Annotated in this window: 21 protein-coding genes and 1 pseudogene; 2 read left to right on the plus strand and 20 right to left on the minus strand. The window is 73.3% G+C overall.

Features of this window, described 5'->3' with window-relative positions; all coding sequences use genetic code 11:
- Positions 1 to 27: 27 nt before the first annotated feature.
- From rpe to fmt, 3 genes are all read right to left on the minus strand, one after another.
- Positions 28 to 714, minus strand: a complete 687-nt coding sequence (rpe, locus tag A8713_RS04990; protein WP_064531623.1) for a ribulose-phosphate 3-epimerase — start codon at positions 712 to 714, stop codon at positions 28 to 30.
- Between the two features lie 79 nt (positions 715 to 793).
- A complete protein-coding gene (locus tag A8713_RS04995) occupies positions 794 to 2,212 on the minus strand; it encodes an RsmB/NOP family class I SAM-dependent RNA methyltransferase (RefSeq protein WP_064531625.1) in 1,419 nt (472 codons plus the stop codon).
- A 1,007-nt stretch (positions 2,213 to 3,219) separates the two neighbouring features.
- Positions 3,220 to 4,152: a methionyl-tRNA formyltransferase gene (gene fmt, locus A8713_RS05000; protein ID WP_064531627.1), complete on the minus strand. Its 933-nt coding sequence runs from the start codon at positions 4,150 to 4,152 to the stop codon at positions 3,220 to 3,222.
- Between the two features lie 337 nt (positions 4,153 to 4,489).
- On the opposite strand from fmt, the gene A8713_RS05005 reads away from it, so the two are divergent.
- Positions 4,490 to 5,035, plus strand: a complete 546-nt coding sequence (locus tag A8713_RS05005; protein ID WP_064537254.1) for a hypothetical protein — start codon at positions 4,490 to 4,492, stop codon at positions 5,033 to 5,035.
- 182 nt (positions 5,036 to 5,217) lie between these two features.
- On the opposite strand, the pseudogene A8713_RS05010 reads toward A8713_RS05005, so the two are convergent.
- The 14 genes and pseudogenes from A8713_RS05010 to pyrR form a co-directional block, all read right to left on the minus strand.
- Positions 5,218 to 7,364: pseudogene (locus tag A8713_RS05010) on the minus strand (primosomal protein N').
- Positions 7,365 to 7,466: 102 nt separating this feature from the next.
- On the minus strand, positions 7,467 to 8,675 hold the full coding sequence (gene metK / locus A8713_RS05015) for a methionine adenosyltransferase (RefSeq protein WP_064531629.1): 1,209 nt from the start codon (positions 8,673 to 8,675) through the stop codon (positions 7,467 to 7,469).
- 238 nt (positions 8,676 to 8,913) lie between these two features.
- Entirely contained in the window at positions 8,914 to 10,116 is a 1,203-nt protein-coding gene (coaBC, locus tag A8713_RS05020) for a bifunctional phosphopantothenoylcysteine decarboxylase/phosphopantothenate--cysteine ligase CoaBC (protein ID WP_064531631.1), read from the minus strand.
- 159 nt (positions 10,117 to 10,275) lie between these two features.
- The gene (rpoZ, locus tag A8713_RS05025) at positions 10,276 to 10,548 is read right to left on the minus strand and encodes a DNA-directed RNA polymerase subunit omega (protein ID WP_018570191.1); all 273 of its coding nucleotides are present in this window, start codon (positions 10,546 to 10,548) and stop codon (positions 10,276 to 10,278) included.
- 50 nt (positions 10,549 to 10,598) lie between these two features.
- A complete protein-coding gene (gene gmk / locus A8713_RS05030) occupies positions 10,599 to 11,192 on the minus strand; it encodes a guanylate kinase (protein WP_051115955.1) in 594 nt (197 codons plus the stop codon).
- A gap of 61 nt (positions 11,193 to 11,253) precedes the next feature.
- A complete protein-coding gene (locus A8713_RS05035) occupies positions 11,254 to 11,577 on the minus strand; it encodes an integration host factor (RefSeq protein ID WP_003977346.1) in 324 nt (107 codons plus the stop codon).
- Positions 11,578 to 11,865: 288 nt separating this feature from the next.
- Entirely contained in the window at positions 11,866 to 12,711 is an 846-nt protein-coding gene (pyrF, locus tag A8713_RS05040; RefSeq protein ID WP_064531633.1) for an orotidine-5'-phosphate decarboxylase, read from the minus strand.
- Positions 12,708 to 13,814: a quinone-dependent dihydroorotate dehydrogenase gene (locus tag A8713_RS05045; protein WP_064531635.1), complete on the minus strand. Its 1,107-nt coding sequence runs from the start codon at positions 13,812 to 13,814 to the stop codon at positions 12,708 to 12,710. Before A8713_RS05045 ends, pyrF begins: the two co-directional genes overlap by 4 nt.
- A gap of 68 nt (positions 13,815 to 13,882) precedes the next feature.
- Positions 13,883 to 17,191, minus strand: a complete 3,309-nt coding sequence (carB, locus tag A8713_RS05050; protein ID WP_064531636.1) for a carbamoyl-phosphate synthase large subunit — start codon at positions 17,189 to 17,191, stop codon at positions 13,883 to 13,885.
- Positions 17,184 to 18,326 (minus strand): glutamine-hydrolyzing carbamoyl-phosphate synthase small subunit, encoded by a 1,143-nt coding sequence (gene carA, locus A8713_RS05055; protein WP_064531638.1) that lies wholly within the window; start codon positions 18,324 to 18,326, stop codon positions 17,184 to 17,186. Before carA ends, carB begins: the two co-directional genes overlap by 8 nt.
- Complete coding sequence (locus A8713_RS05060; RefSeq protein ID WP_064531640.1) at positions 18,323 to 18,916, minus strand: PH-like domain-containing protein; 594 nt, start codon at positions 18,914 to 18,916, stop codon at positions 18,323 to 18,325. Before A8713_RS05060 ends, carA begins: the two co-directional genes overlap by 4 nt.
- A complete protein-coding gene (locus tag A8713_RS05065) occupies positions 18,913 to 20,199 on the minus strand; it encodes a dihydroorotase (RefSeq protein WP_064531642.1) in 1,287 nt (428 codons plus the stop codon). The genes A8713_RS05060 and A8713_RS05065 overlap by 4 nt, the downstream gene beginning before the upstream one ends.
- A 5-nt stretch (positions 20,200 to 20,204) precedes the next feature.
- Entirely contained in the window at positions 20,205 to 21,185 is a 981-nt protein-coding gene (locus tag A8713_RS05070) for an aspartate carbamoyltransferase catalytic subunit (RefSeq protein ID WP_018570199.1), read from the minus strand.
- 110 nt (positions 21,186 to 21,295) lie between these two features.
- Positions 21,296 to 21,892 carry a bifunctional pyr operon transcriptional regulator/uracil phosphoribosyltransferase PyrR gene (gene pyrR / locus A8713_RS05075; protein WP_064531644.1) on the minus strand — a complete coding sequence of 199 codons (597 nt, stop codon included), beginning with the start codon at positions 21,890 to 21,892 and terminating at the stop codon, positions 21,296 to 21,298.
- Positions 21,893 to 22,168: 276 nt separating this feature from the next.
- Between pyrR and bldD the strand changes: the two genes are divergently transcribed.
- On the plus strand, positions 22,169 to 22,672 hold the full coding sequence (gene bldD / locus A8713_RS05080; protein WP_006131213.1) for a transcriptional regulator BldD: 504 nt from the start codon (positions 22,169 to 22,171) through the stop codon (positions 22,670 to 22,672).
- A gap of 234 nt (positions 22,673 to 22,906) precedes the next feature.
- Here the strand turns inward: bldD and nusB are convergent, their stop codons facing one another.
- Genes nusB through A8713_RS05095 form a run of 3 tightly spaced genes read right to left on the minus strand, consistent with a single transcriptional unit; the run spans position 22,907 to position 25,070 of the window.
- The gene (gene nusB / locus A8713_RS05085; protein WP_018570202.1) at positions 22,907 to 23,347 is read right to left on the minus strand and encodes a transcription antitermination factor NusB; all 441 of its coding nucleotides are present in this window, start codon (positions 23,345 to 23,347) and stop codon (positions 22,907 to 22,909) included.
- Positions 23,348 to 23,349: 2 nt separating this feature from the next.
- Positions 23,350 to 23,916 carry an elongation factor P gene (efp, locus tag A8713_RS05090; protein ID WP_018570203.1) on the minus strand — a complete coding sequence of 189 codons (567 nt, stop codon included), beginning with the start codon at positions 23,914 to 23,916 and terminating at the stop codon, positions 23,350 to 23,352.
- Positions 23,917 to 23,963: 47 nt separating this feature from the next.
- Positions 23,964 to 25,070 carry an aminopeptidase P family protein gene (locus A8713_RS05095; protein ID WP_064531646.1) on the minus strand — a complete coding sequence of 369 codons (1,107 nt, stop codon included), beginning with the start codon at positions 25,068 to 25,070 and terminating at the stop codon, positions 23,964 to 23,966.
- Between the last annotated feature and the right edge of the window lie 563 nt (positions 25,071 to 25,633).

A 25,633-nucleotide genomic window follows, 5' to 3' on the forward strand; every position in this document is an offset into this window, starting at 1 on the left:
GATGAGAGCCGTTCACGTACCTGATGCTCAGTGGTTGCACACCCAGGACGCCTGAGCGGTCGCTTTCTCCGCCTGGGTGCGCAGGGCACGGACCGCCTCGGCCGGGTCCTCGGCGCCGTAGACGGCCGAACCGGCGACGAAGACGTCGGCGCCGGCGTCCGCGCACCGCTCGATCGTCGAGGCCGACACCCCGCCGTCCACCTGGAGCCACAGCTGGAGGCCGTGCCGGCCGATCAGCTCCCTGGTGCGGCGGATCTTCGGCAGCATGATGTCGAGGAACGCCTGTCCGCCGAAGCCGGGCTCCACCGTCATGATCAGGAGCATGTCCAGCTCGGGCAGCAGGTCCTCGTACGGCTCGATCGGGGTGGCGGGCTTGAGCGCCATCGAGGCCCGCGCCCCCTTGGCCCGGATCTCCCGGGCCAGCCGCACGGGCGCGGCGGCGGCCTCCACATGGAAGGTGACCGAGGAGGCCCCCGCCTCCACGTACTGCGGCGCCCAGCGGTCCGGGTCCTCGATCATCAGATGGCAGTCCAGCGGGGTGTCCGCCGCGCGCGCCAGGGACTCCACGACCGGCACGCCGAGCGTGAGATTGGGGACGAAATGGTTGTCCATCACGTCGACGTGGAGCCAGTCGGCGCCCTCGACCGCCTTCGCCTCCTCGGCGAGGCGGGCGAAGTCCGCGGACAGGATGCTGGGGTTGATCTGCACGGCCATGCCCCAAGCCTGCCATGCCGCGGCGCCGGGCCGTAACGGCGGTACCCGGGGGCCGCGCCCCGGCCCAGGCCGCCGGGGCTCAGCCGGTCCGGCGGATCAGGGCCAGGTACATCGCGTCGGTGCCGTGCAGGTGCGGCCAGAGCTGGATGTCCGGGCCCTCGCCGAGCGCGGGGACGCCGGGGAGCAGCGGCCGGGCGTCGATCAGTTCGGTCTCCGGGAACTGCTTGAGCACGTCGGAGACGACCGCCCTGGTCTCGGCGAGGTGGGGCGAGCAGGTGGCGTAGCCGACGACACCGCCCGCCCGGACCGACTCCAGCGCCGTGCGCAGCAGCCCGCGCTGGAGCGGGGCGAAGCCCTCCAGGTCCTCGGGGCGGCGCCGCCACCGCGCCTCGGGACGGCGGCGCAGCGCGCCCAGGCCGGTGCACGGCACGTCGACGAGGACCCGGTCGAAGCTGCCCGGCCGCCAGGCGGGACGCGTCCCGTCGGCGGCGATGACCTGGTACGGGCCCGGGTTCCCGGCGAGTGCCTTGGCGACCAGGCCGGCCCGGTGCGGCTGCTTCTCCGAGGCGAGCAGCACCGCGCCGCGCCCGGCGGCCAGCGCGGCGAGCAGGGCCGCCTTGCCGCCGGGTCCGGCGCAGCCGTCCAGCCAGGCGCGGTCCGGTCCGTCGAGCGGCGCGTTCGCCAGGGCCAGGGCGACGAGCTGGCTGCCCTCGTCCTGGACGCCCGCCCGGCCCTCGCGCACGGCGTCCACCGCGCCGGGCTCGCCGCCCTCGGTGAGCCGCACGGCGTACGGGGACCAGCGGCCGGGCAGCGCCGCCTCCTCGTGCAGGAGTTCATCGGTGGTGGCCCGGCCGGGCCGGGCGACCAGGGTGACCTCGGGCCGCTCGTTGTCGGCGTCCAGCAGGTCCTCGATGCCGGCGCGTCCGCCGCCGAGCGAGTCCCACAGGGCGGAGACGACCCAGCGCGGGTGGGAGTGGACGACGGCGAGGTGGTCCTCGGGGTCCTCGTCGTAGGGCGGGGCGACCGTCTCCAGCCAGCCGTCGAGGTCGGTGCGGGCGACCTTGCGCAGGACCGCGTTGACGAACTTGGCCCGGCCGTCGCCGAGCACGACCCGGGCCAGCTCGACGGTGGCGGACACGGCGGCGTGGCTCGGGATACGGGTGCCGAGCAACTGGTGGGCGCCGAGGCTGAGCACGTCCAGGACGGGCGGGTCGACCTCCCGCAGCGGCCGGTCCACGCAGGCGGCGAGGATCGCGTCGTACGTGCCCTGGCGGCGCAGCGTGCCGTAGACCAGCTCGGTGGCGAGCGCGGCGTCCCGCCCGTCGAAGTCGCCCTTCTCGCGCGCCTTGCGCAGCAGCGGCGGCAGGACGAGGTTGGCGTACGCGTCCCGTTCGTCCACGGCGCGCAGCGCGTCGAAGGCGAGGATGCGGACGGGGTCCTTCTGGGGCCGGCGGTAGGGCTTGGCGGGCTTGCGGGGCCGACGGGGGGTGTCGCTCACGAAAAGGTGCTCCGGATGTCTGGGGCCGCCGTCACACGGACGCCCCGGCTGGGACCCGGGCCGCCGGTGCGTGTGGCCCGGATGCGCTGTCCGCCCAGCCTACGGCCCGTACGCCGGTGCCGCTCCGGCCCCTGGACCGACTCCGGCTCCTGGGTCCTCCGCCGACCTCTGGGTCCTCCGCCGGCACCTGGGTCTGCTTCGGCTTCCGGGTCCGCTTCGGCTTACGGTGCGGACCCGGCCCCTGGTTCCCCTGGGCCGTCCTGGCCCTCGGGTCCGTTCCGGGTTCCGGGACCGCTCCATCGCTGGCTCCACTTCGGGCTCCGGGGCCGCCCCGGCCTTCGGGGCCGCTCCGGGGTCCGGTGCCGTTCCGGCACCCGGGTCCGCTCCGGGTTCCGGCGCCCCTCCAGCCCTCGGGCCCCCCTCCAACCCCCGGGCCCACACCGGGTTCCGGTGCCGCTCCAACCCCCGGGTTCGCTCCGACTCCCGATGCCGCTCCGGCCTCCGGGCCCTTGCCCCCCGTCTGCCTCCCCCGCCGCGCCAGGACTACGGACGACCGGCCGCGCGCACGCCGCCCCCGGTCCGCCGCCGTCCTCGCCCCTCACAGCGCCCCGCACGCCCCGTCCGGCCGGGACCGCCGGGCGGCCCGCCGGTGCGCGTGGCCCGGATGCGCTGTCCGCCCGGCCCACGGCCCGTGCGCCGGGTCCGCTCCGACCCGACCCGGCACCTGGGCCCGCTCCGGCCCACGGGTCCCGTGCGGCCCCCGAGCCCTCGTACCCCGTGTCTGTCTCCCCCGCTGCGCTCGCCGCGCCAGGACTACGGCCGACCGGCCGCGCACACGCCGCCCCCGGTCCGCCGCCGTCCCCGTCCCTCACAGCGCCCCGCACCCCCAGCCCGACCGGGCGGACGGAGGTCGAACTGCCGGATGGCCGACCCTCCGGATGGCCGGGCCGAGGGGTGGCCGGCTCGTAGTCCGGCCGGGCCCGCCGGGCGGTCAGCCGGTCAGCCGGTCAGCCGCCGAGGGTCTCGCCCTCGGCGATGCGCGCGCCGCGCGCCCAGTCCGCCGCCCGCATGGGCTTCTTGCCCTGGGCCTGGACCCACAGCAGCTCGACGGCGTACGACCCGGTGCCGACGCGGACGTCGTTCTTGCCGACGGCGAGCGCCCCCGGGGCGAGGTCGGTGCGCTGGGGCACGGGGGCGACCTGGATCAGCTTGAGGCGTTCGCCGCGGAACGTCGTCCAGGCGCCGGGCGCCGGCGTGCACCCGCGCACGACCCGGTCGACGCGCAGCGCGGGCGCGCTCCAGTCGACCCGGGCGTCCTCGACGGTGATCTTCGGCGCCAGGGTGACGCCCTCGGCCGGCTGCGGCACGGCCTTCAGGCTGCCGTCCTCGATGCCGTCCATGGTCGCGGCGAGCAGCCCCGCACCGGCGAACGCGAGCCGGGTGAGCAGGTCACCGCTGGTGTCGGTGGGCCGGATCAGCTCGGTGACGGTGCCGTAGACCGGGCCGGAGTCCAGGCCCTCCTCGATGAGGAACGTGGAGGCGCCGGTGATCTCGTCGCCCGCCATGAGGCTGTGCTGCACGGGCGCGGCGCCGCGCCAGGCGGGCAGCAGGGAGAAGTGCAGGTTGACCCAGCCGTGCGCGGGGATCTCCAGGGCGCTCGGGGGCAGCAGGGCACCGTAGGCGACGACCGGGCAGCAGTCCGGGGCGATCTCCCGCAGCCGCTGCTGGAAGTCGGGGTCACGCGGCCTCGCGGGCTTGAGCACCTCGATCCCGGCCTCCTCCGCGCGGTCGGCGACGGGGCTCGCGACCAGCCTGCGGCCCCGGCCTGCCGGGGCGTCGGGGCGGGTGACGACGGCCGCGACCTCGTGCCGCCCGGAGGCGATCAGGGCGTCCAGGGCGGGAACGGCGACCTCGGGGGTACCGGCGAAGACGAGCTTCATGAGCGGGTGCGGGCCTCTCGGTCGGGATGGGATGCGCGGCCCACAAGTCTATGACCACGGACGACCACGGCCACGGCCACGGCGGGGAAGCCCCGGGACCGTGCGCCGCCGCCTCCGGCCGCGCACGGTCCCCCGCCCCGGCGGCGCCCGCCTGTTCGCGCGGCGGCGCACACCCCGTCCCGCAGCGCACGCCCGCCGCGCAGGGGGCGTACGCACATGCTCTTACGCCCCCAGAGCGTGACCAGCGGGCCGAAAACGCGTTGGTCAAGTGAGAGTTGACCAAAAGGGGCCGCTCGTACGGCCCGTTCCTTTCAACGCCGGTTCGAGAGGCTTGTTCATGGCCGACCACGCAACCCACGACGCCCAGGCCCGTGCCAGCCTGCACTTGCTGGTGCGGGACATCGAGCGGGTCCGCCGGCAGGTGGACGCGCTGCGCACGCTCACCGCCCAGCTGGGCAACGTCTACCGCCCGCGCCGCACCGGCCCCTCCACGGGCTTCGTCGTCTACGGGCGCGCCCCCGCCCCGACGGTCCGCCTCGCGCAGGAGCTGCGGGACAGCGTCGAGACCCTGGTCACGGCGGCCGTCGACTTCGACCGCTCGCTCGGTTTCTCGTGGGACGCCGTGGGCTCGGCGCTCGGCGTCACCAAGCAGGCCGTGCACCGCCGTTACGGCGCGCGCCGGGCCGCGGCGCAGGCGACGGCAGCGGAACCCGAGCGGACGCCGGAGACCCCCGGACCCCGCCCGGTCAACGTGGGTCCGGCCATCTCCTCCGTGCCCACGGTCCCCGCCGCCCGCTCCATGCCGACCCAGCCGACCGCGGGCAGCCCCGCGCTGCGGGAGGACGTCAGGCCCACGGCCTTCCCGGGCCCGCGCAACGGCTGACACCCCGTCACGCTGCGCCGCGCCCCCGCGCCGCGGCGAGCACCCCCACTCCCCCGCACGCCACCCCCACCTGCGGCCCCGGATCCGCCGTCGTTCCCTCCCCCTGTCTCCGGCCCCGGATCCTCCGCCGGACACGCCGGACACGCCGGGCACGCCGGGTCCGGCACGCGCCCGCGTACACGTCAGCCGATGTCCGGCGGATCGATGCGCACCCACACCGCCGCTTCGCTCCCGCGCGCCGTCCGGGCCGCCTGCGCGGACTTCAGGGCCGCGGCGAGCGCGGCTCCGCTGCCGGGCGGCACCCGGACCAGGGCCCGGTCCCAGTGCTCGCCGGGGGCGGCGCGCCGGGCCGCCGGGGGCGTCCGGCCGGGGTGGCCGGTACCGGCACGGGGCCCAGGATCTCGGCCGTCGGCGGCAGGGCGACCCCGCGCAGGAAGTCCGCGACCGCCTCCGGCGGGCCCGTGACGGCGGCCATCCGGGACACCGGCGGGAAGCCCAGCTCGGCCCGCTCGGACAGCTCCCGCAAGGCGTGGCCGGCCGGATCCCAGCGGACGAGGGCCTGCACGGGCCGCAGGGTCGGCTCGGCGACGACGACCACGGTGCCGCCCGCCTCCTGCGGCCGTACCAGCGCGGCCGCGCCGATCCAGCGGCGCAGGGCGTCCTCGCCCGCCCGCAGGTCGGGGCGGCTCAGCATGGCCCAGCCGTCCAGCAGGAGGGCGGCGGCGTACCCGTCCTCGGCGACCGGCTCGGCGCCCGGTGTGCTGACCACCAGCGCGGGCGTGCCCGGCACGGTGTCGAGCACCTGCTCGCGGCCCGAGGTGCGCACCGGCACGGCGGGGAAGGCCCGCCCCAGTTCCTCCGCGGTGCGCCGGGCGCCGATCACCTGGGCGCGCAGCCGCGGGGAGCCGCACTCCGGGCAGTGCCAGGCGGACTCCTCCTGCCCGCACCAGTCGCAGCGGAGCACCCCCGCGTCCTGGCCCTGGAGCGGGCCCGCGCAGTGCCGGCAGCGGGCCGGGGCCCGGCACTGGGCGCAGGCCATCCGCGGCGCGTACCCGCGCCGGGGCACCTGCACCAGGACCGGGCCGTGGCGCAGTCCTTCCCGGGCCGTCTGCCAGGCGAGCGAGGGCAGCCGGGCGGCACGGGCGGCCTCGTCCCGGGCGAGGTCCCCGTCGCCCACCGTGCGCACGAGCGGGGCCGCCCGGCGCACCTGCTCGCGCGCCGCCACCAGGGGTCGCGCCCAGCCGGTCTCGACGAGCTGCGCCGCCTCGACGGTGCAGCTCCAGCCGCCGAGCAGGAAGGCGCACCGGTCCTGAGCGGCGCGCAGCAGCAGCACCTCGCGGGCGTGGGGCTGCGGCGCGTGCAGCTCGCTGTGGCTGTCGTCGCCGTCGTCCCACAGGGCCACGAGTCCGAGGTCGCGGACCGGGGCGAACATGGCGGCGCGGGTGCCGACCACGGCCCGTACGGAGCCCCGGCGCACCGCGAGCCACTGCCGGTAGCGCTTCTCGGGTCCGGCGTCGGCGGTGAGCAGCGCGTGCCGTCCCTCGCCCAGCAGGCCGGTCAGCGCGGTGTCCAGGCGGGCGGCGATCCGGCCGTCCGGGACGACCACGAGCGCACCGCGCCCGGAGGCGAGCGTCGCGGCGACGGCCCGTGCCGTCTCCTCGCTCCAGCGCGGTCCGGGCAGCGCGTTCCACACCGCGCGGGGGATGCCGCCCGCGGCGAGCGACTCGATGAAGGCGGCGCCGTGCTCGTACCGGGTCCAGGAACCGGCGTCGGGGGCGGGGGGCGGGGGCAGCGGCTGCGGGGACGGCCGCCGCTCGGCCCGTGCGCTGCGCGGCGGCACGGCGAGCTGGAGCACGTCGGCGACACTGCCCGCGTAGCGGTCGGCGACGGCGCGCACCAGCGCGAGCAGTTCCTCGCCGAGCACCGGCTCGGGCGAGACGACCTGGGCGAGCGCGGCCAGCGGCCCGGAGTAGTCGGTCTCGGCGCGCCGCTCGACGAGGAAGCCGTCGATGAGGCCGCCGCCCTCGCGCCGGCCCTCGCGCACCCGGTGCCGGCCGGCCCCGAACCGCACCCGGACCCGCACCCCGGGCTGCGCGTCCGCGTCCAGCTCGGCGGGGACCGCGTAGTCGAAGGTGCGGTCGAGGTGGAGCACGCCCTTGTCGACGAGCACCCGGGCGACCGGAAGCTGCGGGGCCAGGGCCGCGCCGCGCCAGGTCCGGGGCTTGGCGCGGGGCTCCTTGGCCTTGCGCACGCTCTCCCGGATGAGCGCAAGCTGCTCGGGCGGCGCACCCTCGGCGCCGCCCGCCCCCGACCCGTTCTCGCTGCTCACGCTTGCATTCCTACCAAACGGCACTGACAACGACGACGGCTCCCAGGGCCGTGACCGGGTCGGGTCAGATCCTGGGAGCCGAGGTGGTGTGCGGGGGACCGGTCAGACGCCGACGGCCTGGCGCAGCGCGTCCACGCGGTCGGTGCGCTCCCAGGTGAACTCGGGCAGCTCACGGCCGAAGTGGCCGTAGGCGGCGGTCTGGGAGTAGATCGGGCGGAGCAGGTCGAGGTCGCGGATGATGGCGGCCGGACGGAGGTCGAAGACCTCCTCGATCGCCTTCTCGATCTTCTCGGGCTCCACCTTGTGGGTGCCGAAGGTCTCGACGAACAGGCCGACCGGCTCGGCCTTGCCGATCGCGTACGCGACCTGGACCTCGCAGCGGGCGGCCAGGCCGGCGGCCACGACGTTCTTGGCGACCCAGCGCATGGCGTACGCGGCCGAGCGGTCCACCTTGGACGGGTCCTTGCCGGAGAAGGCGCCGCCGCCGTGGCGGGCCATGCCGCCGTAGGTGTCGATGATGATCTTGCGGCCGGTCAGCCCGGCGTCGCCCATCGGGCCGCCGATCTCGAAGCGGCCGGTCGGGTTGACCAGCAGGCGGTAGCCCTCGGTGTCCAGCTTGATGCCGTCCTCCAGGAGCGCCTTCAGCTCCGGCTCGACGACGAACTCGCGGATGTCGGGGGCGAGCAGCGACTCCAGGTCGATGTCGGAGGCGTGCTGCGAGGAGACGACGACCGTGTCAAGGCGGACCGCCTTGTCGCCGTCGTACTCGATGGTGACCTGGGTCTTGCCGTCCGGGCGCAGGTAGGGGATCGTGCCGTTCTTGCGCACGTCGGACAGGCGCTTGGACAGGCGGTGCGCGAGGAAGATCGGCAGCGGCATCAGCGTCGGCGTCTCGTCGGAGGCGTAGCCGAACATCAGGCCCTGGTCGCCGGCGCCCTGCCGGTCCAGCTCGTCGTCGTCGCCCTCGACGCGGGCCTCGTAGGCCGCGTCGACGCCCTGTGCGATGTCCGGGGACTGCGAGCCGATGGACACCGACACGCCGCAGGAGGCGCCGTCGAAGCCCTTCTTGGAGGAGTCGTAGCCGATCTCGAGGATCTTGCTGCGGACGAGGGTCGCGATGTCCGCGTAGGACTTGGTCGTGACCTCACCGGCGACGTGCACCAGGCCGGTGGTGATCAGCGTCTCGACGGCGACGCGGGAGGACGGGTCCTCGCGCAGCAGCGCGTCGAGGATGGTGTCGCTGATCTGGTCAGCGATCTTGTCGGGGTGACCCTCGGTCACGGACTCCGAAGTGAACAGGCGACGGGACACAACGCTCCCTGGGGTTGCAGCGGCTGCTGGCTGATCATGGGCGGACGGCACGGAGGCTGCGCCCGGTCCGTCCGAGAAACAGTTTATCGGTCGCACTCGGCCGCCGGCCCACCTGTCTCGCCACTCGGGAGTGCTGTGACCTGCGGCACGGGCATTCTGCCCCGCGCCCGGGGCCCTTGAACAGGGCACCTGAGCGGCGGCGTCCCGTGTTCGAGTCACGTGCGAAGCGGCGCGGCGGTCAGCCGAGCCGGGCGGCCACGAGATCCCACACGGTGTCGGCCAGGGCCTCCTTCGGCCCGTGCGGCACCGGGGTCTCACCGCCGTCGGCGGCCAGGACCACGGCCTCGTTCTCCTCGGAGCCGAAGGTCCTGCGCTCCCCCACCTCGTTCACCACGAGGAGGTCGCAGCCCTTGCGCGCGAGCTTCCTGCGGCCGTTGGCGAGGACGTCGTCGGTCTCCGCGGCGAAGCCGACGATCACCTGTCCGGGCCGCGCCCGGTCGGCCGACATCTCCGCCAGGACGTCCGGATTGCGCACCAGGGCGACCGGTTCCGGCTCCTGGCCGTCCTTCTTCTTGATCTTCCCGGTCGCGTAGACGGCGGGCCGGAAGTCGGCGACGGCGGCGGCCATCACCACGGCGTCCGCGTCCGCGGCGGCCTTCAGCACCGCCTCGCGCAGCTGCACGGCCGTCCCGACCCGGACGAGGTCCACCCCGGCCGGGTCCGGCAGCTCGGCGTTGGCCGAGACCAGGGTGACCCGGGCGCCCCGGGCGGCGGCGGTGCGCGCCAGCGCGTAGCCCTGCTTGCCGGAGGAGCGGTTGCCGAGGAAGCGGACCGGGTCCAGGGGCTCGCGGGTGCCGCCCGCGCTGACGACGACATGCCGTCCGGCGAGGTCGGGGGCGGCGGCGCCGCGGGCGAGGACCCGGCGGCAGACCTCGAAGATCTCCGCCGGGTCGGGCAGCCGGCCCTTGCCGGTGTCGACGCCGGTGAGCCGGCCGACGGCGGGCTCGACGACCACGGCGCCGCGGCGGCGCAGCGTCGCCACGTTCTCCCGGGTGGCGGGGTGCTCCCACATCTCGGTGTGCATGGCGGGGGCGAAGACCACCGGGCAGCGCGCGGTGAGCAGGGTGTTGGTCAGCAGGTCGTCGGCGAGGCCGTGGGCTGCCCTGGCCAGCAGGTCGGCCGTGGCCGGGGCGACGACCACCAGGTCGGCGTGCTGGCCGATGCGTACGTGCGGCACCTCGTGGACGTCGTCCCAGACCTCGGTGGCGACGGCGTTGCCGGACAGCGCGGACCAGGTGGCGGCGCCGACGAAGTGGAGCGCCGAGGCGGTGGGGACGACGCGCACCTCGTGCCCGGACTCGGTGAACCGGCGCAGCAGCTCGCACGCCTTGTACGCGGCGATGCCGCCGCTGACCCCCAGAACGACCTTCGGCTTGTCCACCGTCTCTCCCCGGAATCGGCCCCGGTGCGCCCGGTGCGGCGCACGCCTTCTATGACACACCACAGGCCCGGCAGTCGCGCTGCCGGGCCTGTGGAAGAGCAGAAGAACCTGCTGCGGTATGCAGATACGACGTATACGCGCCTGCTCTACCGTGTCGCCCTACTGGGCCGGACCGTCAATGGCCTCGGAGGTCAGCAGACCCGCGTTGATCTCGCGCAGGGCGATGGAGAGCGGCTTCTCGTGGACGTGGGTGTCGACGAGCGGACCGACGTACTCGAGGAGGCCCTCGCCGAGCTGCGAGTAGTACGCGTTGATCTGGCGGGCCCGCTTGGCCGCGTAGATCACGAGGCTGTACTTCGAGTCGGTGGCCTCGAGGAGCTCGTCGATCGGCGGGTTGATGATGCCCTCGGGCGCGGAGATGGAAGAGGACACGCTCTACCTTCCGATGGATGGGAAAGAATCAGCCGGGATGATCGTGACGATCACACGACGTCCATCAAGGCTAGCAGCTCGCGCGCCACGTCCTCGACGGAGGTGTTGACCAGGGTCTCGTCGAACTCGGACTCGGCGGCCAGCTCGACCTTCGCGGCCCGCAGCCGGCGCTCGATCACCTCGGGCGGCTCGGTGCCCCGGCCGGTGAGCCTGCGCACCAGCTCCTCCCAGGAGGGCGGGGCCAGGAAGACGAGGCGGCCCTCGGGCATGGACTCGCGGACCTGGCGGGCCCCCTGGAGGTCGATCTCCAGCAGGACCGGCACGCCCGCCTCCAGGTGCTCCAGCACCGCGGCGCGCGGCGTGCCGTAGCGGTTGCCCGCGAACTCGGCCCACTCCAGCAGCTCGCCGTTGGCGATCAGCTTGTCCATCTCCTCGTCGGTGACGAAGAAGTAGTGGACGCCGTGCTGCTCACCGGGGCGCGGCTTGCGGGTCGTCGCCGACACGGAGAGCCAGACCTCGGGGTGTTCCTTGCGCATATGAGCGACGACCGTGCTCTTGCCGACCCCGGAGGGGCCGGAGAGCACGGTCAGCCGCGGACGTGCGTCCGGGGGTACGGGGGTCGTCCCCCGGGGTGTTACAGCCATGCGGCGATTATTCCAGCAATCCCGCAGTGCCCGGGACCCCGGTCGCGGGGCCCCGGGGGGCTCAGGAGCCGGTGCTGCCGAACTCACGCTCCAGGGAAGCGATCTGGTTGGAGCCGAGGCCGCGCACACGACGGCTCTCGGAGATGCCGAGTCGCTCCATGATCTGCTTGGCGCGGACCTTGCCCACGCCCGGCAGGGACTCAAGAAGGGCGGACACCTTCATCTTGCCGATGACGTCGTTCTCCTGGCCCTGCTTGATGACCTCGTGCAGGGAGGCGCCGGAGTGCTTGAGTCGATTCTTGACCTCGGCCCGCTCCCGGCGAGCCGCGGCGGCCTTTTCGAGCGCGGCTGCGCGCTGTTCAGGGGTAAGGGGCGGAAGAGCCACGCCTACGTCACCTCGGATGTCGAACTGTCGGATACGGACCGGTGAGGAACCTAGTCGCCCCACACCTGGGGGGCCACGAGCAACACGCCTGCCCGCTGCCCCCACTGCCTTGAAGGGCGTGGGAGGCGCCCCCACTCGACGGAGACTAGCGGTCGAGGGCGCCAGAGTCAGCGAGAACAGCGGAAAAGTCCTGGTCAGCCTTGGTGAGGTCGGACATTTAGGACATATTGCCTCGGTTTTCGCCGTGGATCCAGACCCGGGACGTCCCCGGAACCTCCGCGAAGGGCCTCAGCCGGCGGCCACCGCGGCCCGGATCTCCGCCGCGAACCGGTCCGCCGCGTCCCGCAGCGCCGCCACGTCGGGACCGTGCCGCAGCACACCCCGGCTGACGTTGGGCACCACGTTGCGCACCGCGGGCCCGAAGACCGCGGGGAGGTCGGCCGGCGTCGCGCCCTGCGCGCCGATACCGGGGGCGAGCAGCGGCCCGTTGATGTCCAGGTCGTACGAGGACAGATCGCCGAGCGTGGCACCCACCACCGCGCCGAAGGAGCCCAGCGGGTCCTGCCCCGCGTTCTCCCGGGCCAGGTGCGCGAGGACGGTCGCGCCCACGGTCCGCCCGTCCGGGCGGACCGCGTGCTGCACCTCGGCGCCCTCCGGGTTGGAGGTCAGCGCCAGCACGAACAGGCCGGCGCCGCTCTCCCGCGCCAGGTCGACGGCGGGCCCGAGCGAGCCGTAGCCCAGGTACGGCGAGACGGTCAGCGCGTCCGAGAACAGCGGCGCGTCCTTGCGCAGGAACGACTCCGCGTAGGCGGCCATGGTCGAGCCGATGTCGCCGCGCTTGGCGTCCATGACGACCAGCGCGCCGGCCGCCCGCGCCTCCGCCACGGACTTCTCCAGCACCGCCACGCCCCGCGAGCCGAACCGCTCGAAGAAGGCGCTCTGCGGCTTGAGGACGGCGACCCGGTCGGCCACCGCCTCCACGACGGTGCGGCTGAACCGCTCCAGACCGGCCACGTCGTCGTTCAGACCCCACTCGGCCAGCAGCGACGCGTGCGGGTCGATGCCGACGCAGAGCGGGCCGCGCTCGTCCATGGCGCGGCGCAGCCGCGCGCCGAAGGGCTCCAGGGGGCTCATGCGGACGTCCTCACGTCGGCGCCGACCGCGTCGGCGAGGGTGGCGTACGGGCTGGTGCGCAGGCGGGCGGCGAGGCCCTTGTGGATGGCGCGGCACCAGAAGGGGCCCTCGTAGATGAAGGCGCTGTAGCCCTGGACCAGCGTGGCGCCGGCCAGGATGCGCTGCCAGGCGTCCTCGGCGGTCTCGACGCCGCCCACGCCGACCAGGGTGATCCGGTCGCCCACGCGCGCGTAGAGGCGGCGCAGCACCTCCAGGGAGCGCTCCTTGAGCGGCGCGCCGGACAGCCCGCCGGTCTCGGCGACCAGCTCCGGGCCCGACCGCAGGCCGAGCCCTTCGCGCGCGATGGTGGTGTTGGTGGCGATGATGCCGTCCAGGCCGAGGTCCACGGCGAGGTCGGCGACCGCGTCCACGTCCTCGTCGGCGAGGTCGGGCGCGATCTTGACCAGCAGCGGCACCCGGCGGCCGGGCACGGCCCGGTCGGCGGCCTCGCGCACCGCGCTCAGCAGCGGGCGCAGCGCCTCGGTGGCCTGGAGGTTGCGCAGTCCGGGCGTGTTGGGCGAGGAGACGTTGACGACCAGGTAGTCGGCGTACGGGGCGAGGCGCTCGGCGGACTTCACGTAGTCACCGGCCGCCTCCTCCTCGGGGACGACCTTGGTCTTGCCGATGTTGACGCCGACGACGGTGCGGAAGACCGGCGTGCGGGAGGCCAGGCGGGCGGCGACGGCCAGCGAGCCGTCGTTGTTGAAGCCCATGCGGTTGATGAGCGCGCGGTCGGCGACCAGCCGGAACAGCCGCTTCTTGGGGTTGCCGGGCTGCGGCTCGCCGGTCACGGTGCCGATCTCGACATGGTCGAAGCCCAGCATCGACATGCCGTCGATCGCGACGGCGTTCTTGTCGAAGCCGGCGGCGAGCCCGAAGGGGCCGTGCATGCGCAGGCCCAGGGCCTCGGTGCGCAGCTCCTTGTGGCGGGGGGCCAGGACGGCCGCGGCGAAGGTGCGCAGCACCGGCACGCGGGCGGCCAGGCGGATCCAGCGGAAGGCGAGGTGGTGGGCCTGTTCGGGATCCATCCGCCGGAAGACGAGACGGAAGAAGAGCTTGTACATCACTGTGTCCTCATGACGACCTCATGAAGAGGGGGACACCGTTTCCGGTGTCCCCCTCGGGGCTGCTGCTAGTCGCGGGCCGCGATCAGGAACCCGGCGTGTTCCTGGAGCGAGCGGACGCCCACGTCGCCGTGGTTGAGCGCGTCGATGCCCTGGACGGCGGCGGCGAGCGCCTGGACCGTCGTCAGGCACGGCACGGACCGGGCCACGGCCGCCGTACGGATCTCGTAGCCGTCGAGGCGGCCGCCGGTGCCGTAGGGCGTGTTGACGATGAGGTCCACCTCGCCGTCGTGGATGAGCTGGACGATGGTCCTCTCGCCGCCGGGGCCGGTGCCCTCGGACTGCTTGCGCACGATCGTGGCGTTGATGCCGTTGCGCTTGAGGACCTCGGCGGTGCCGGAGGTGGCGAGCAGTTCGAAGCCGTGGGCGACCAGCTCACGGGCCGGGAAGATCATCGACCGCTTGTCGCGGTTGGCGACCGAGATGAAGGCGCGGCCCTTGGTGGGCAGCGGGCCGTAGGCGCCCGCCTGCGACTTGGCGTAGGCCGTGCCGAAGACGGAGTCGATGCCCATGACCTCGCCGGTGGAGCGCATCTCCGGGCCGAGGACGGTGTCGACGCCGCGGCCGTGGATGTCGCGGAAGCGCGACCACGGCATCACGGCCTCCTTGACGGAGATCGGCGCGTCCAGCGGCATGGTGCCGCCGTCGCCGTTCCTCGGCAGCAGGCCCTCCTCGCGCAGCTCGGCGACGGTGGCGCCCAGCGAGATCCGGGCGGCGGCCTTCGCCAGCGGCACCGCGGTCGCCTTCGAGGTGAAGGGGACGGTGCGCGAGGCGCGCGGGTTGGCCTCCAGCACGTAGAGGATGTCGCCGGCCAGCGCGAACTGGATGTTGATCAGGCCGCGGACGCCGACGCCCTCGGCGATGGCCTCGGTGGAGGCGCGCAGCCGCTTGATGTCGAAGCCGCCCAGGGTGATCGGCGGCAGCGCGCACGCCGAGTCGCCGGAGTGGATGCCGGCCTCCTCGATGTGCTCCATGACGCCGCCGAGGTACAGCTCCTCGCCGTCGTAGAGGGCGTCGACGTCGATCTCTATGGCGTCGTCCAGGAAGCGGTCGACGAGGACCGGCCGGGAGGGGCTGATCTCGGTCGACTCGGCGATGTACGCCTCCAGGCGGGCCTCGTCGTAGACGATCTCCATGCCGCGTCCGCCCAGGACGTAGGACGGGCGCACCAGGACCGGGTAGCCGATCTCGTCGGCGATGGCCTTGGCCTGGGCGAAGGTGGTGGCGGTGCCGTGCTTGGGCGCGGGCAGGCCGGCCTCGGCGAGGACCCGGCCGAAGGCGCCCCGGTCCTCGGCGGCGTGGATGGCCTCGGGCGGGGTGCCGACGATCGGCACGCCGTTGTCCTTGAGTGCCTGGGCCAGGCCCAGCGGGGTCTGGCCGCCGAGCTGGACGACGACACCGGCGACCGGTCCCGCCTGGCGCTCGGCGTGCACGATCTCCAGGACGTCCTCCAGGGTGAGCGGCTCGAAGTAGAGCCGGTCGGAGGTGTCGTAGTCGGTGGAGACGGTCTCCGGGTTGCAGTTGACCATCACGGTCTCGTACCCGGCGTCGGAGAGCGCGAAGGAGGCGTGGACGCAGGAGTAGTCGAACTCGATGCCCTGGCCGATGCGGTTGGGGCCGGAGCCCAGGATGATCACCGCGGGCCTCTCGCGCGGCGCGACCTCGCTCTCCTCGTCGTAGGAGGAGTAGAAGTACGGCGTGCGCGCGGCGAACTCGGCGGCGCAGGTGTCGACCGTCTTGTAGACCGGGCGGATGCCGAGGGTGTGCCGGACCTCGCGGACGACGTCCTCGCGCAGGCCGCGGATGCCGGCGATCTGCTGGTCGGAGAAGCCGTGCCGCTTGGCCTCGGCGAGCAGGCCGGCGGTCAGCTCGGGGGCCGCCGCCAGTTCGTCGGCGGTCTCCTTGATCAGGAAGAGCTGGTCGACGAACCACGGGTCGATCTTCGTGTAGTCGAAGATCTCCTCGGGGGTGGCGCCCGCGCGGATGGCCTCCATGACCGTGTTGATCCGGCCGTCGGTGGGGCGTACGGCCGCTTCGAGGAGGGCCCTCTTGTCGCCGGGCTCGCCGGTGAAGGCGAACTGGCTGCCCTTCTTCTCCAGGGAGCGCAGCGCCTTCTGGAAGGCCTCGGTGAAGTTGCGGCCGATGGCCATGGCCTCGCCGACCGACTTCATGGTGGTGGTGAGGGTGGAGTCCGCGCTCGGGAACTTCTCGAAGGCGAACCGCGGGGCCTTGACGACCACGTAGTCGAGGGTCGGCTCGAAGGAGGCCGGGGTCTCCTGCGTGATGTCGTTGGGGATCTCGTCGAGGGTGTAGCCCACGGCGAGCTTGGCGGCGATCTTGGCGATCGGGAAGCCGGTCGCCTTGGAGGCGAGGGCCGAGGAGCGGGAGACGCGCGGGTTCATCTCGATGACGATGACCCGGCCGTCCTCGGGGTTGACCGCGAACTGGATGTTGCAGCCGCCGGTGTCGACGCCGACCTCGCGGATGATGGCGATGCCCATGTCGCGCAGCACCTGGTACTCGCGGTCGGTGAGGGTCATCGCCGGGGCGACGGTGATCGAGTCGCCGGTGTGCACGCCCATCGGGTCGAAGTTCTCGATGGAGCACACGACCACGACGTTGTCGTGCTTGTCGCGCATCAGCTCCAGCTCGTACTCCTTCCAGCCGAGGATGGACTCCTCCAGGAGGACCTCGGTGGTCGGCGAGAGGGTGAGGCCGGTGCCCGCGATGCGGCGCAGCTCCTCCTCGTCGTGCGCGAAGCCGGAGCCGGCGCCGCCCATGGTGAAGGAGGGGCGGACGACGACCGGGTAGCCGCCCAGCTCGTCCACGCCCGCCAGGACGTCGTCCATGGTGTGGCAGATGACCGAGCGGGCGGACTCGCCGTGGCCGATCTTCTTGCGGACCTCCTCGACGACCAGCTTGAACTGGTCGCGGTCCTCGCCCTTGTGGATGGCCTCGACATTGGCGCCGATCAGCTCGACGCCGTACTTCTCCAGGACGCCGTTCTCGTGCAGCGAGATGGCGGTGTTCAGGGCCGTCTGGCCGCCCAGGGTGGGCAGCAGGGCGTCGGGGCGCTCCTTGGCGATGATCTTCTCGACGAACTCCGGGGTGATCGGCTCGACGTAGGTGGCGTCGGCGATCTCCGGGTCGGTCATGATCGTCGCCGGGTTGGAGTTGACGAGGATCACCCGCAGGCCCTCGGACCTGAGGACACGGCACGCCTGGGTGCCGGAGTAGTCGAACTCGGCGGCCTGGCCGATGACGATCGGGCCGGAGCCGATGACCAGGACGGACTGGATATCGGTGCGCTTAGGCACGCTGGCCCTCCATCAGGGAAACGAAGCGGTCGAACAGGTAGGCGGCGTCGTGCGGTCCTGCCGCCGCTTCGGGGTGGTACTGGACGCTGAAGGCCGGCTTGTCGAGCAGCTGGAGGCCCTCCACCACGTTGTCGTTGAGGCAGACGTGGGAGACCTCGGCACGGCCGAAGGGGGTGTCGGAGACGCGGTCGGCGGGGGCGTCGACGGCGAACCCGTGGTTGTGCGCGGTGACCTCGACCTTGCCGGTCGTACGGTCCTGCACGGGCTGGTTGATGCCGCGGTGGCCGTACTTCAGCTTGTAGGTGCCGAAGCCGAGGGCGCGGCCGAGGATCTGGTTGCCGAAGCAGATGCCGAACAGCGGCGTGCCGCGCTCCAGGACGCCCCGCATGACGGAGACCGGGTGGTCGGCGGTGGCCGGGTCGCCGGGGCCGTTGGAGAAGAACACGCCGTCGGGCGCGACCGCGTACACGTCCTCCACGGTGGCGGTGGCGGGCAGCACGTGCACCTCGATGCCGCGCTCGGCCATGCGGTGCGGGGTCATGCCCTTGATGCCGAGGTCGACGGCGGCGACGGTGAACTTCTTCTCGCCGATCGCCGGGACGACGTACGCCTCCTTGGTGGCGACCTCGGCGGAGAGGTCGGCGCCGGCCATCTCGGGGGCCTGCCGGACGCGGGCCAGCAGCGCGGCGTCGTCGCGGACGGCGTCGCCGCTGAAGATGCCGACGCGCATGGCGCCGCGCTCGCGCAGATGGCGGGTGAGGGCGCGGGTGTCGACGCCGCTGATGCCGACGACGCCCTGGGCGGCCAGTTCCTCGTCCAGCGAGCGGCGGGAGCGCCAGTTGGACGGCACGCGCGCGGGGTCGCGGACGACGTAGCCGGCCACCCAGATGCGCTGGGACTCGGCGTCCTCGTCGTTGACGCCGGTGTTGCCGACGTGCGGGGCGGTCATGACGACGACCTGGCGGTGGTACGACGGGTCGGTCAGGGTCTCCTGGTAGCCGGTCATGCCGGTGGAGAACACGGCCTCGCCGAACGTCTCCCCCACGGCCCCGTAGGCACGGCCCCGGAAGACCCGGCCGTCCTCCAGGACGAGTACGGCGGGAACCCTCTCGGTTCCCCTTGTGGAGGTGGTCATCGTTCGGCGCCTTCCGTGGTGCTTGCTTCGGTCATGGAGTTGATGGCTTCGACCCACTCGGTGTGCTCGGCCGCCCGGTCGGAGCGGAAGCCGGAGTCGAGCAGCTTGCCGCCGTGCTCCCAGGTCACCACCAGCAGGCCGCCCTCGGAGAGGACCTTGCCGGCGATGCCCTTGTCGAGCCGGGCCCCGCGCAGTCGCGCGGCCGGGACGAAGAAGTCGTGCGCGCCGGGGCGTACGACGTCAAGGCCCGCGTCCGTGAGGGTCAGCTCGGCCCGGCTGCGGGTGCCCAGGCCGTGCGCCACGATGCGGTCCAGCCACTGGCCGGCCGTGGTGGAGCCGTGGTACCGGCCGGTCATCGTCAGTCTCGCCTCGCCGGGCTCGTCCGGCGCGCCGGGCAGGGCGGGCAGGTCGCTCTGGAGGGTGCCGCGCCACTTCCAGCCCTCGCGCATCAGCCAGTAGACGAGCGCGACGAACAGGGCGAGGCCGACCAGCCAGCCGATGCGTCCGCCCCAGTTGGTGACCGAGGCCGACTTCTCCTCATCGGCGAGTGAGGTGGTGAGCTGGGCTGCGAGCAGTGTTGCAGGTGTCACGTGAGCTTCCCGTCGACGAGCGTGGCCTTGCCCCGGAGCCACGTGTGGGTGACACGGCCCGGCAGCTCGCGTCCCTCGTACGGAGTGTTGCGGCTGCGGGAGGCGAAGCCCGCGGGGTCGACCTGCCCACGGTATTCCGTGTCGACGAGGGTGAGGTTGGCGGGCTCGCCTGCCGAGACGGGCCGTCCGTGGCCGGTGGCCCGGCCGATCCGGGCCGGGGCGGCGGACATGCGGTCGGCGACGCCCGCCCAGTCCAGCAGTCCGGTGGCGACCATGGTCTCCTGGACCACCGAAAGGGCCGTCTCCAGGCCGACCATGCCCATGGCGGCGGCGGCCCACTCGCAGTCCTTGTCCTCGTGCGGGTGCGGCGCGTGGTCGGTGGCGACGATGTCGATGGTGCCGTCGGCCAGCGCCTCGCGCAGCGCGTGCACGTCGCGCTCGGTGCGCAGCGGCGGGTTGACCTTGTAGACCGGGTTGTACGTCCGCACCAGCTCGTCGGTGAGCAGGAGGTGGTGCGGGGTGACCTCGGCGGTGACGTCGATGCCGCGGGACTTGGCCCAGCGGACGATCTCGACGCTGCCGGCGGTCGAGAGGTGGCAGATGTGGACGCGGGAGCCCACGTGCTCGGCGAGCAGCACGTCCCGGGCGATGACCGACTCCTCGGCGACGGCGGGCCAGCCGCCCAGGCCCAGCTCGGCGGAGACGACGCCCTCGTTCATCTGGGCGCCCTCGGTGAGGCGGGGCTCCTGGGCGTGCTGGGCGACGACGCCGCCGAACGCCTTCACGTACTCCAGGGCGCGGCGCATGATCACCGCGTCGTCCACGCACTTGCCGTCGTCGGAGAAGACGGTGACCCCGGCGGCCGACTCGTGCATGGCGCCCAGCTCGGCGAGCTTCCTGCCCTCCAGGCCGACGGTGACGGCGCCGATGGGCTGCACGTCGCAGTAGCCGTGCTCGCGGCCGAGGCGCCAGACCTGCTCGACCACGCCGGCGGTGTCGGCGACGGGGAAGGTGTTGGCCATGGCGAACACGGCGGTGTAGCCGCCACTGGCGGCGGCGCGGGTGCCGGTGAGCACGGTCTCGGAGTCCTCGCGGCCCGGCTCGCGCAGATGGGTGTGCAGGTCGACCAGGCCCGGCAGGAGGACCTTGCCGCCGGCCTCGACGACCTCGGCGCCCTCCGCGGACAGTCCGGTCCCCACCTCGGCGATGGTCTCGCCGTCGACCAGCACGTCCTGCGGCTCGCCGCCGAGCACCTTCGCACCACGGATAAGGATCTTGCTCATGGGTCTTACTTCTCCTCGTTGGTGCGGGTGTGGGTGACGGCGGGCTCGTTGCCTCCGAGCAGCAGGTACAGCACGGCCATCCGGATGGAGACGCCGTTGGCGACCTGCTCGACGACCGTGCAGCGCGGGGAGTCGGCGACCTCGGCGGTGATCTCCATGCCGCGGACCATCGGACCGGGGTGCATCACGATCGCGTGCTCGGGCATCTTCGCCATCCGGTCGCCGTCCAGGCCGTAGCGCCGGGAGTACTCGCGCTCGGTCGGGAAGAAGGCGGCGTTCATGCGCTCGCGCTGGACGCGCAGCATCATCACGGCGTCCGACTTCGGGAGGACGGCGTCGAGGTCGTAGGAGACCTCGCAGGGCCAGGAGGTGACGCCGACCGGCAGCAGGGTGGGCGGGGCGACGAGGGTGACCTCGGCGCCGAGGGTGTGCAGCAGGTCGACGTTGGAGCGGGCGACCCGGCTGTGCAGGACGTCCCCGACCAGGGTGATGCGCTTGCCGGACAGGTCCTGGCCGAGTCCCGTGTCCCGGCCGGTCAGGCGGCGGCGCATGGTGAAGGCGTCCAGCAGGGCCTGGGTGGGGTGCTGGTGGGTGCCGTCGCCCGCGTTGATCACGGCGGCGTCGATCCAGCCGGAGGTGGCCAGGCGGTAGGGGGCGCCGGAGGCGCTGTGCCGGATGACCACGGCGTCCACGCCCATGGCCTCCAGCGTCTGGGCGGTGTCCTTCAGGGACTCGCCCTTGGAGACGCTGGAGCCCTTGGCGGTGAAGTTGATGACGTCCGCGGAGAGCCGCTTCTCGGCGGCCTCGAAGGAGATCCGGGTGCGGGTGGAGTCCTCGAAGAAGAGGTTGACGACGGTGCGGCCGCGCAGGGTCGGCAGCTTCTTGATCGGCCGGTCGGCGACCCGGGCCATCTCCTCGGCGGTGTCGAGGATCAGGACGGCGTCGTCGCGGGTGAGGTCGGCGGCCGAGATGAGATGACGCTGCATCTGTCAGGCTCCGTAAGGCAGTTCATTCGGGAGAACGGGAGAATTCGGGCACAGAGGCGCGCGTGGGCACACGCGCGGGGCGTACGGCGGTGTGCGTACGCGCGCGTGGGCTACGGCTGCCGCTCGCCCGGGGCGTCCGGCCTGGCACCGAGCAGCACGGTGTCGTGGCCGTCCTCCTCGGCGAGCTGGACCTTGACCGTCTCCCGCAGCGACGTGGGGAGGTTCTTGCCGACGTAGTCGGCGCGGATGGGCAGTTCGCGGTGGCCGCGGTCGACGAGGACGGCGAGCTGCACCGCGCGCGGGCGCCCGATGTCGTTCAGCGCGTCGAGGGCGGCGCGGATGGTGCGGCCGGAGAAGAGCACGTCGTCGACGAGGACGACCAGGCGGCCGTCGATGCCGTCACCGGGGATCTCGGTGCGGGCGAGCGCGCGCGGCGGGTGCATGCGCAGGTCGTCGCGGTACATGGTGATGTCGAGGGAGCCGACCGGGACGGTGCGCTCGGTGATCTCGGCGAGCTTGGCCGCGAGCCGCTGGGCGAGGAAGACGCCGCGGGTCGGGATGCCGAGCAGCACCACGTCGTCGGCGCCCTTGGCGCGTTCGACGATCTCGTGGGCGATACGGGTCAGTACACGCGCGATGTCGGGGCCCTCGAGCACGGGGCGGGCATCGGTCGCCTGCGGACCTGCGTGGGTGTCCTGCTTGTCCATACGAAACGGACCTCCTTCTCCGCCTCACGGGACGGACCTTAAAGGACGTCGGAATTGCGCCATCCACGGTAGCAGGTGCCGCGCGCCGCTCCGGCCGCCCCCTCCCGCTCCCGATTCACCCGGTCGGCTCAATGCGCCGCCGATAGCACGGAAGAGGCGGTGTGGACCATTCGGCTTGACGCGGCAGAGTAACGCTGCGTAACCTCACAGTGAGTTACCAGCCGCCCGGCGTGGCAGTCCAGCCAGGCCGCGTCGACACAGTGTCCGGGGAGCCATATGTCCAGCGAATACGCCAAACAGCTCGGGGCCAAGCTCCGGGCCATCCGCACCCAGCAGGGCCTTTCCCTCCACGGTGTCGAGGAGAAGAGCCAGGGCCGATGGAAAGCGGTCGTGGTCGGTTCGTACGAGCGCGGCGACCGTGCCGTGACCGTGCAGCGCCTCGCCGAGCTGGCGGACTTCTACGGGGTGCCGGTGCAGGAGCTGCTGCCGGGCACCACCCCCGGCGGCGCCGCCGAACCGCCGCCGAAGCTGGTCCTCGACCTGGAGCGTCTTGCCACGGTCCCGGCCGAGAAGGCGGGCCCGCTCCAGCGCTACGCGGCGACGATCCAGTCGCAGCGCGGCGACTACAACGGCAAGGTGCTCTCGATCCGCCAGGACGACCTGCGCACCCTCGCCGTGATCTACGACCAGTCGCCCTCGGTCCTCACCGAGCAGCTGATCAGCTGGGGCGTGCTGGACGCGGACGCGCGCCGCGCGGTGGCGTCCCACGAGGATGCCTGAGCGGCACCAGGCGCCACAGCGGCCCCGGTAGTGACGCCAGGCCCCCACAGACCCAGCAGTCTCAGCAGACCCAGCAGAAACGTGCCGCCGGGGTGGCCGGAACTTGACGGTTCCGGCCACCCCGGCGGCTTTCTGCGGGCCCGGAGGTGCCCCTGGCGCCCAGGGCGCCCGGACACGCCCGAGGGCCCGCAGCGGTCGTGCTGCGGGCCCTCGGGCGCTGTGTGCTCTGCTTGTCTACGCCTCGTCGCTCGCGCGGCGCAGCGAGGGCTTGAGGTCCTTCAGCCGGCCGAGCAGCCCGTTGACGAACGACGGCGAGTCGTCCGTGGAGAACTCCTTGGCCAGCTGCACCATCTCGTCCAGCACGACGGCGTCCGGCGTCTCGTCGGCCCAGATCAGCTCGTACGCGCCGAGCCGCAGGATGTTGCGGTCGACGACCGGCATGCGGTCCAGCGTCCAGCCGACCGCGTACTGCGCGATCAGCTCGTCGATCCGCCGCGCGTGCCCGGCGTACCCCTCGACCAGCTGCATCGTGTACTCGCTGACCGGCGGCTGCCGGGTGTCGGACCGGGAGAGCCGGATCCAGTCCGCGAGGACGGTGAGGACGTCGACATCTCGCTGGTCGCCCTCGAAGAGGATCTGGAAGGCGCGCTTGCGGGCCGTGTTGCGGGCAGCCACGGTTAGCTGTTCACCCGGCCGAGGTAGTCGCTCGTACGGGTGTCGACCTTGATCTTCTCACCGGTGGTGATGAAGAGCGGGACCTGGATCTGGTGGCCGGTCTCCAGCGTGGCGGGCTTGGTGCCGCCGGTGGAGCGGTCGCCCTGGACACCCGGCTCGGTCTCCTGCACGACCAGCTCGACGGCGGCCGGCAGCTCGACGAAGAGCACCTCGCCCTCGTGCTGGGCGACGGTGGCGCTGAAGCCCTCGATCAGGAAGTTGGCGGCGTCGCCGACGGCCTTGCGGTCGACCATCAGCTGGTCGTAGGTCTCCATGTCCATGAAGACGAAGTACTCGCCGTCCATGTACGAGAACTGCATGTCGCGCTTGTCGACGGTGGCCGTCTCGACCTTGACGCCGGCGTTGAAGGTCTTGTCGACGACCTTGCCGGAGAGCACGTTCTTGAGCTTGGTGCGCACGAAGGCCGGGCCCTTACCGGGCTTGACGTGCTGGAACTCGACGACGGACCAGAGCTGGCCGCCTTCGAGCTTGAGCACCAGGCCGTTCTTGAGGTCGTTCGTGGAAGCCACGGTTGCGGAATCTCCTGGACTGACGTACGACCCCGGCGCGCGCACTCCTACAGCGCGAGCAGCTCCTTGGTCGTGATGGTGAGTAGCTCGGGTCCGCCGTCCGCCTCGGGGCGCACGACGAGCGTGTCATCGATCCGGACACCGCCCCGGCCCGGGAGGTGGACCCCCGGTTCGACGGTGACCGGCACGCAAGCGTCCAGTTTACCCATGGCCGCGGGCGCCAACTGAGGGTCCTCGTCGATTTCGAGTCCGACACCGTGTCCGGTGAGGGACTGCAGCCCCTCGGCGTACCCGGCCGAGTCCAGCACCTGCCGGGCCGCGCGGTCCACGTCGCGGCAGGCGGCCCCGGGGGTCAGCGCCTCCCGCCCGGCCCGCTGGGCTGCGAAGACGAGGTCGTAGAGCTGGATCTGCCAGTCCGCCGGCGAGGTGCCGATCACGAAGGTGCGGCCGATCTCGCAGCGGTAGCCGCGGTAGGCCGCGCCCAGGCACACCGAGAGGAAGTCGCCCTCCTCCACCCTGCGGTCGGTGGGCCGGTGGCCACGGCGGCCCGAGTGGGGGCCGGTGGCGACCGAGGTGGGGAAGGCGGGGCCGTCGGCGCCGTGGTCGACGAGCCGGCGCTCCAGCTCCAGCGCCAGATGGCGTTCGGTGCGGCCGACGAGGATCGACTCCAGCAGCTCGCCCAGGGCCTGGTCGGCGATCTCGGCGCCGATCCGCAGACAGGAGATCTCCTCCTCGTCCTTGACGACCCTGAGCTGTTCCACCGCGCTGCCCAGGTCGGTGATGCGCAGTCCCGACGCGACGGAGGCCAGCGCCCGGTGCCGGGCGACGGTGACGTGGTGCTCCTCGATCGCGAGGGAGTCGGCGCCCTGGGAGCCCGCGAGGTCGGCGGCGGCGACGGCCGGGTCGCCGCCGGGCTGCGGCAGCACCTGCGTGCGCAGCGCCTCGTCGGGGCGCCCCTCGCCGGGCCGGTCCTCCGGTGGGCTCTGGCTCACCAGCAGGTCCTCGCGCTTTCCGAGGAGCAGGACGGCACCGTGCGGGGCCGCGCCCGCGAGGTACCGCACATTGGCGGGACGAGTCACCAGCGCCGCCGCGCTGCCGCCCGCGTTGCAGCGCTCCCGTAGCCGGGTCCGGCGGGCCGCGTACACCTCTGACATGAACCGAGCGTAAGAGTTCCGCCCGCACCGTGCCGCTCGGGAGAGGCCGAGTGGGCGGTGAGCGGGCCCGCGTGCGCGGTGGGGGCGGGTGGTGGTGCGGGTGACGGTGGGGGTGGTGGTGCGGTGGACGCACACCGGCCGGCCCGGCAGGGGCCCGGCGGGGTGGGGGGTACGGCCGTAGTGCGCTGCCCGCCGGAGGCCGCCGGACAGGCGGATCCGCGTGTCTCCCCCGCAGGCGCTCACCCGTCCCGGTGGAACGGCGCTGTCGGTACGCGGCGGTGACGGGGACGACAGCCGCGGGGAGCGCGGCGCGGCGGGTGCCGCCGGTGGAGTGCCGGGGCGGAGCCCTCGGGGGCACGACTGGGGGCACGACATACTCCGGACACTCCGGTTGCCGCTGGGACGGCCCGCGGCTCGCCCCGCCAGGAGCCGCGGCGACGTGGCCGGGCCGCCCGGCGCACCGGCAGGACGAACCGCGCGACGGCACGACGCATGCCGGTCAGCCTCCGGGAGCCGGACGCGGGGTGGTGCGTCGGGCGCCGGTGGGCCCGACGGTTGACGGG

It is taken from the genome of Streptomyces sp. SAT1 (genome assembly GCF_001654495.1).
Taxonomy (GTDB): domain Bacteria; phylum Actinomycetota; class Actinomycetes; order Streptomycetales; family Streptomycetaceae; genus Streptomyces; species Streptomyces andamanensis.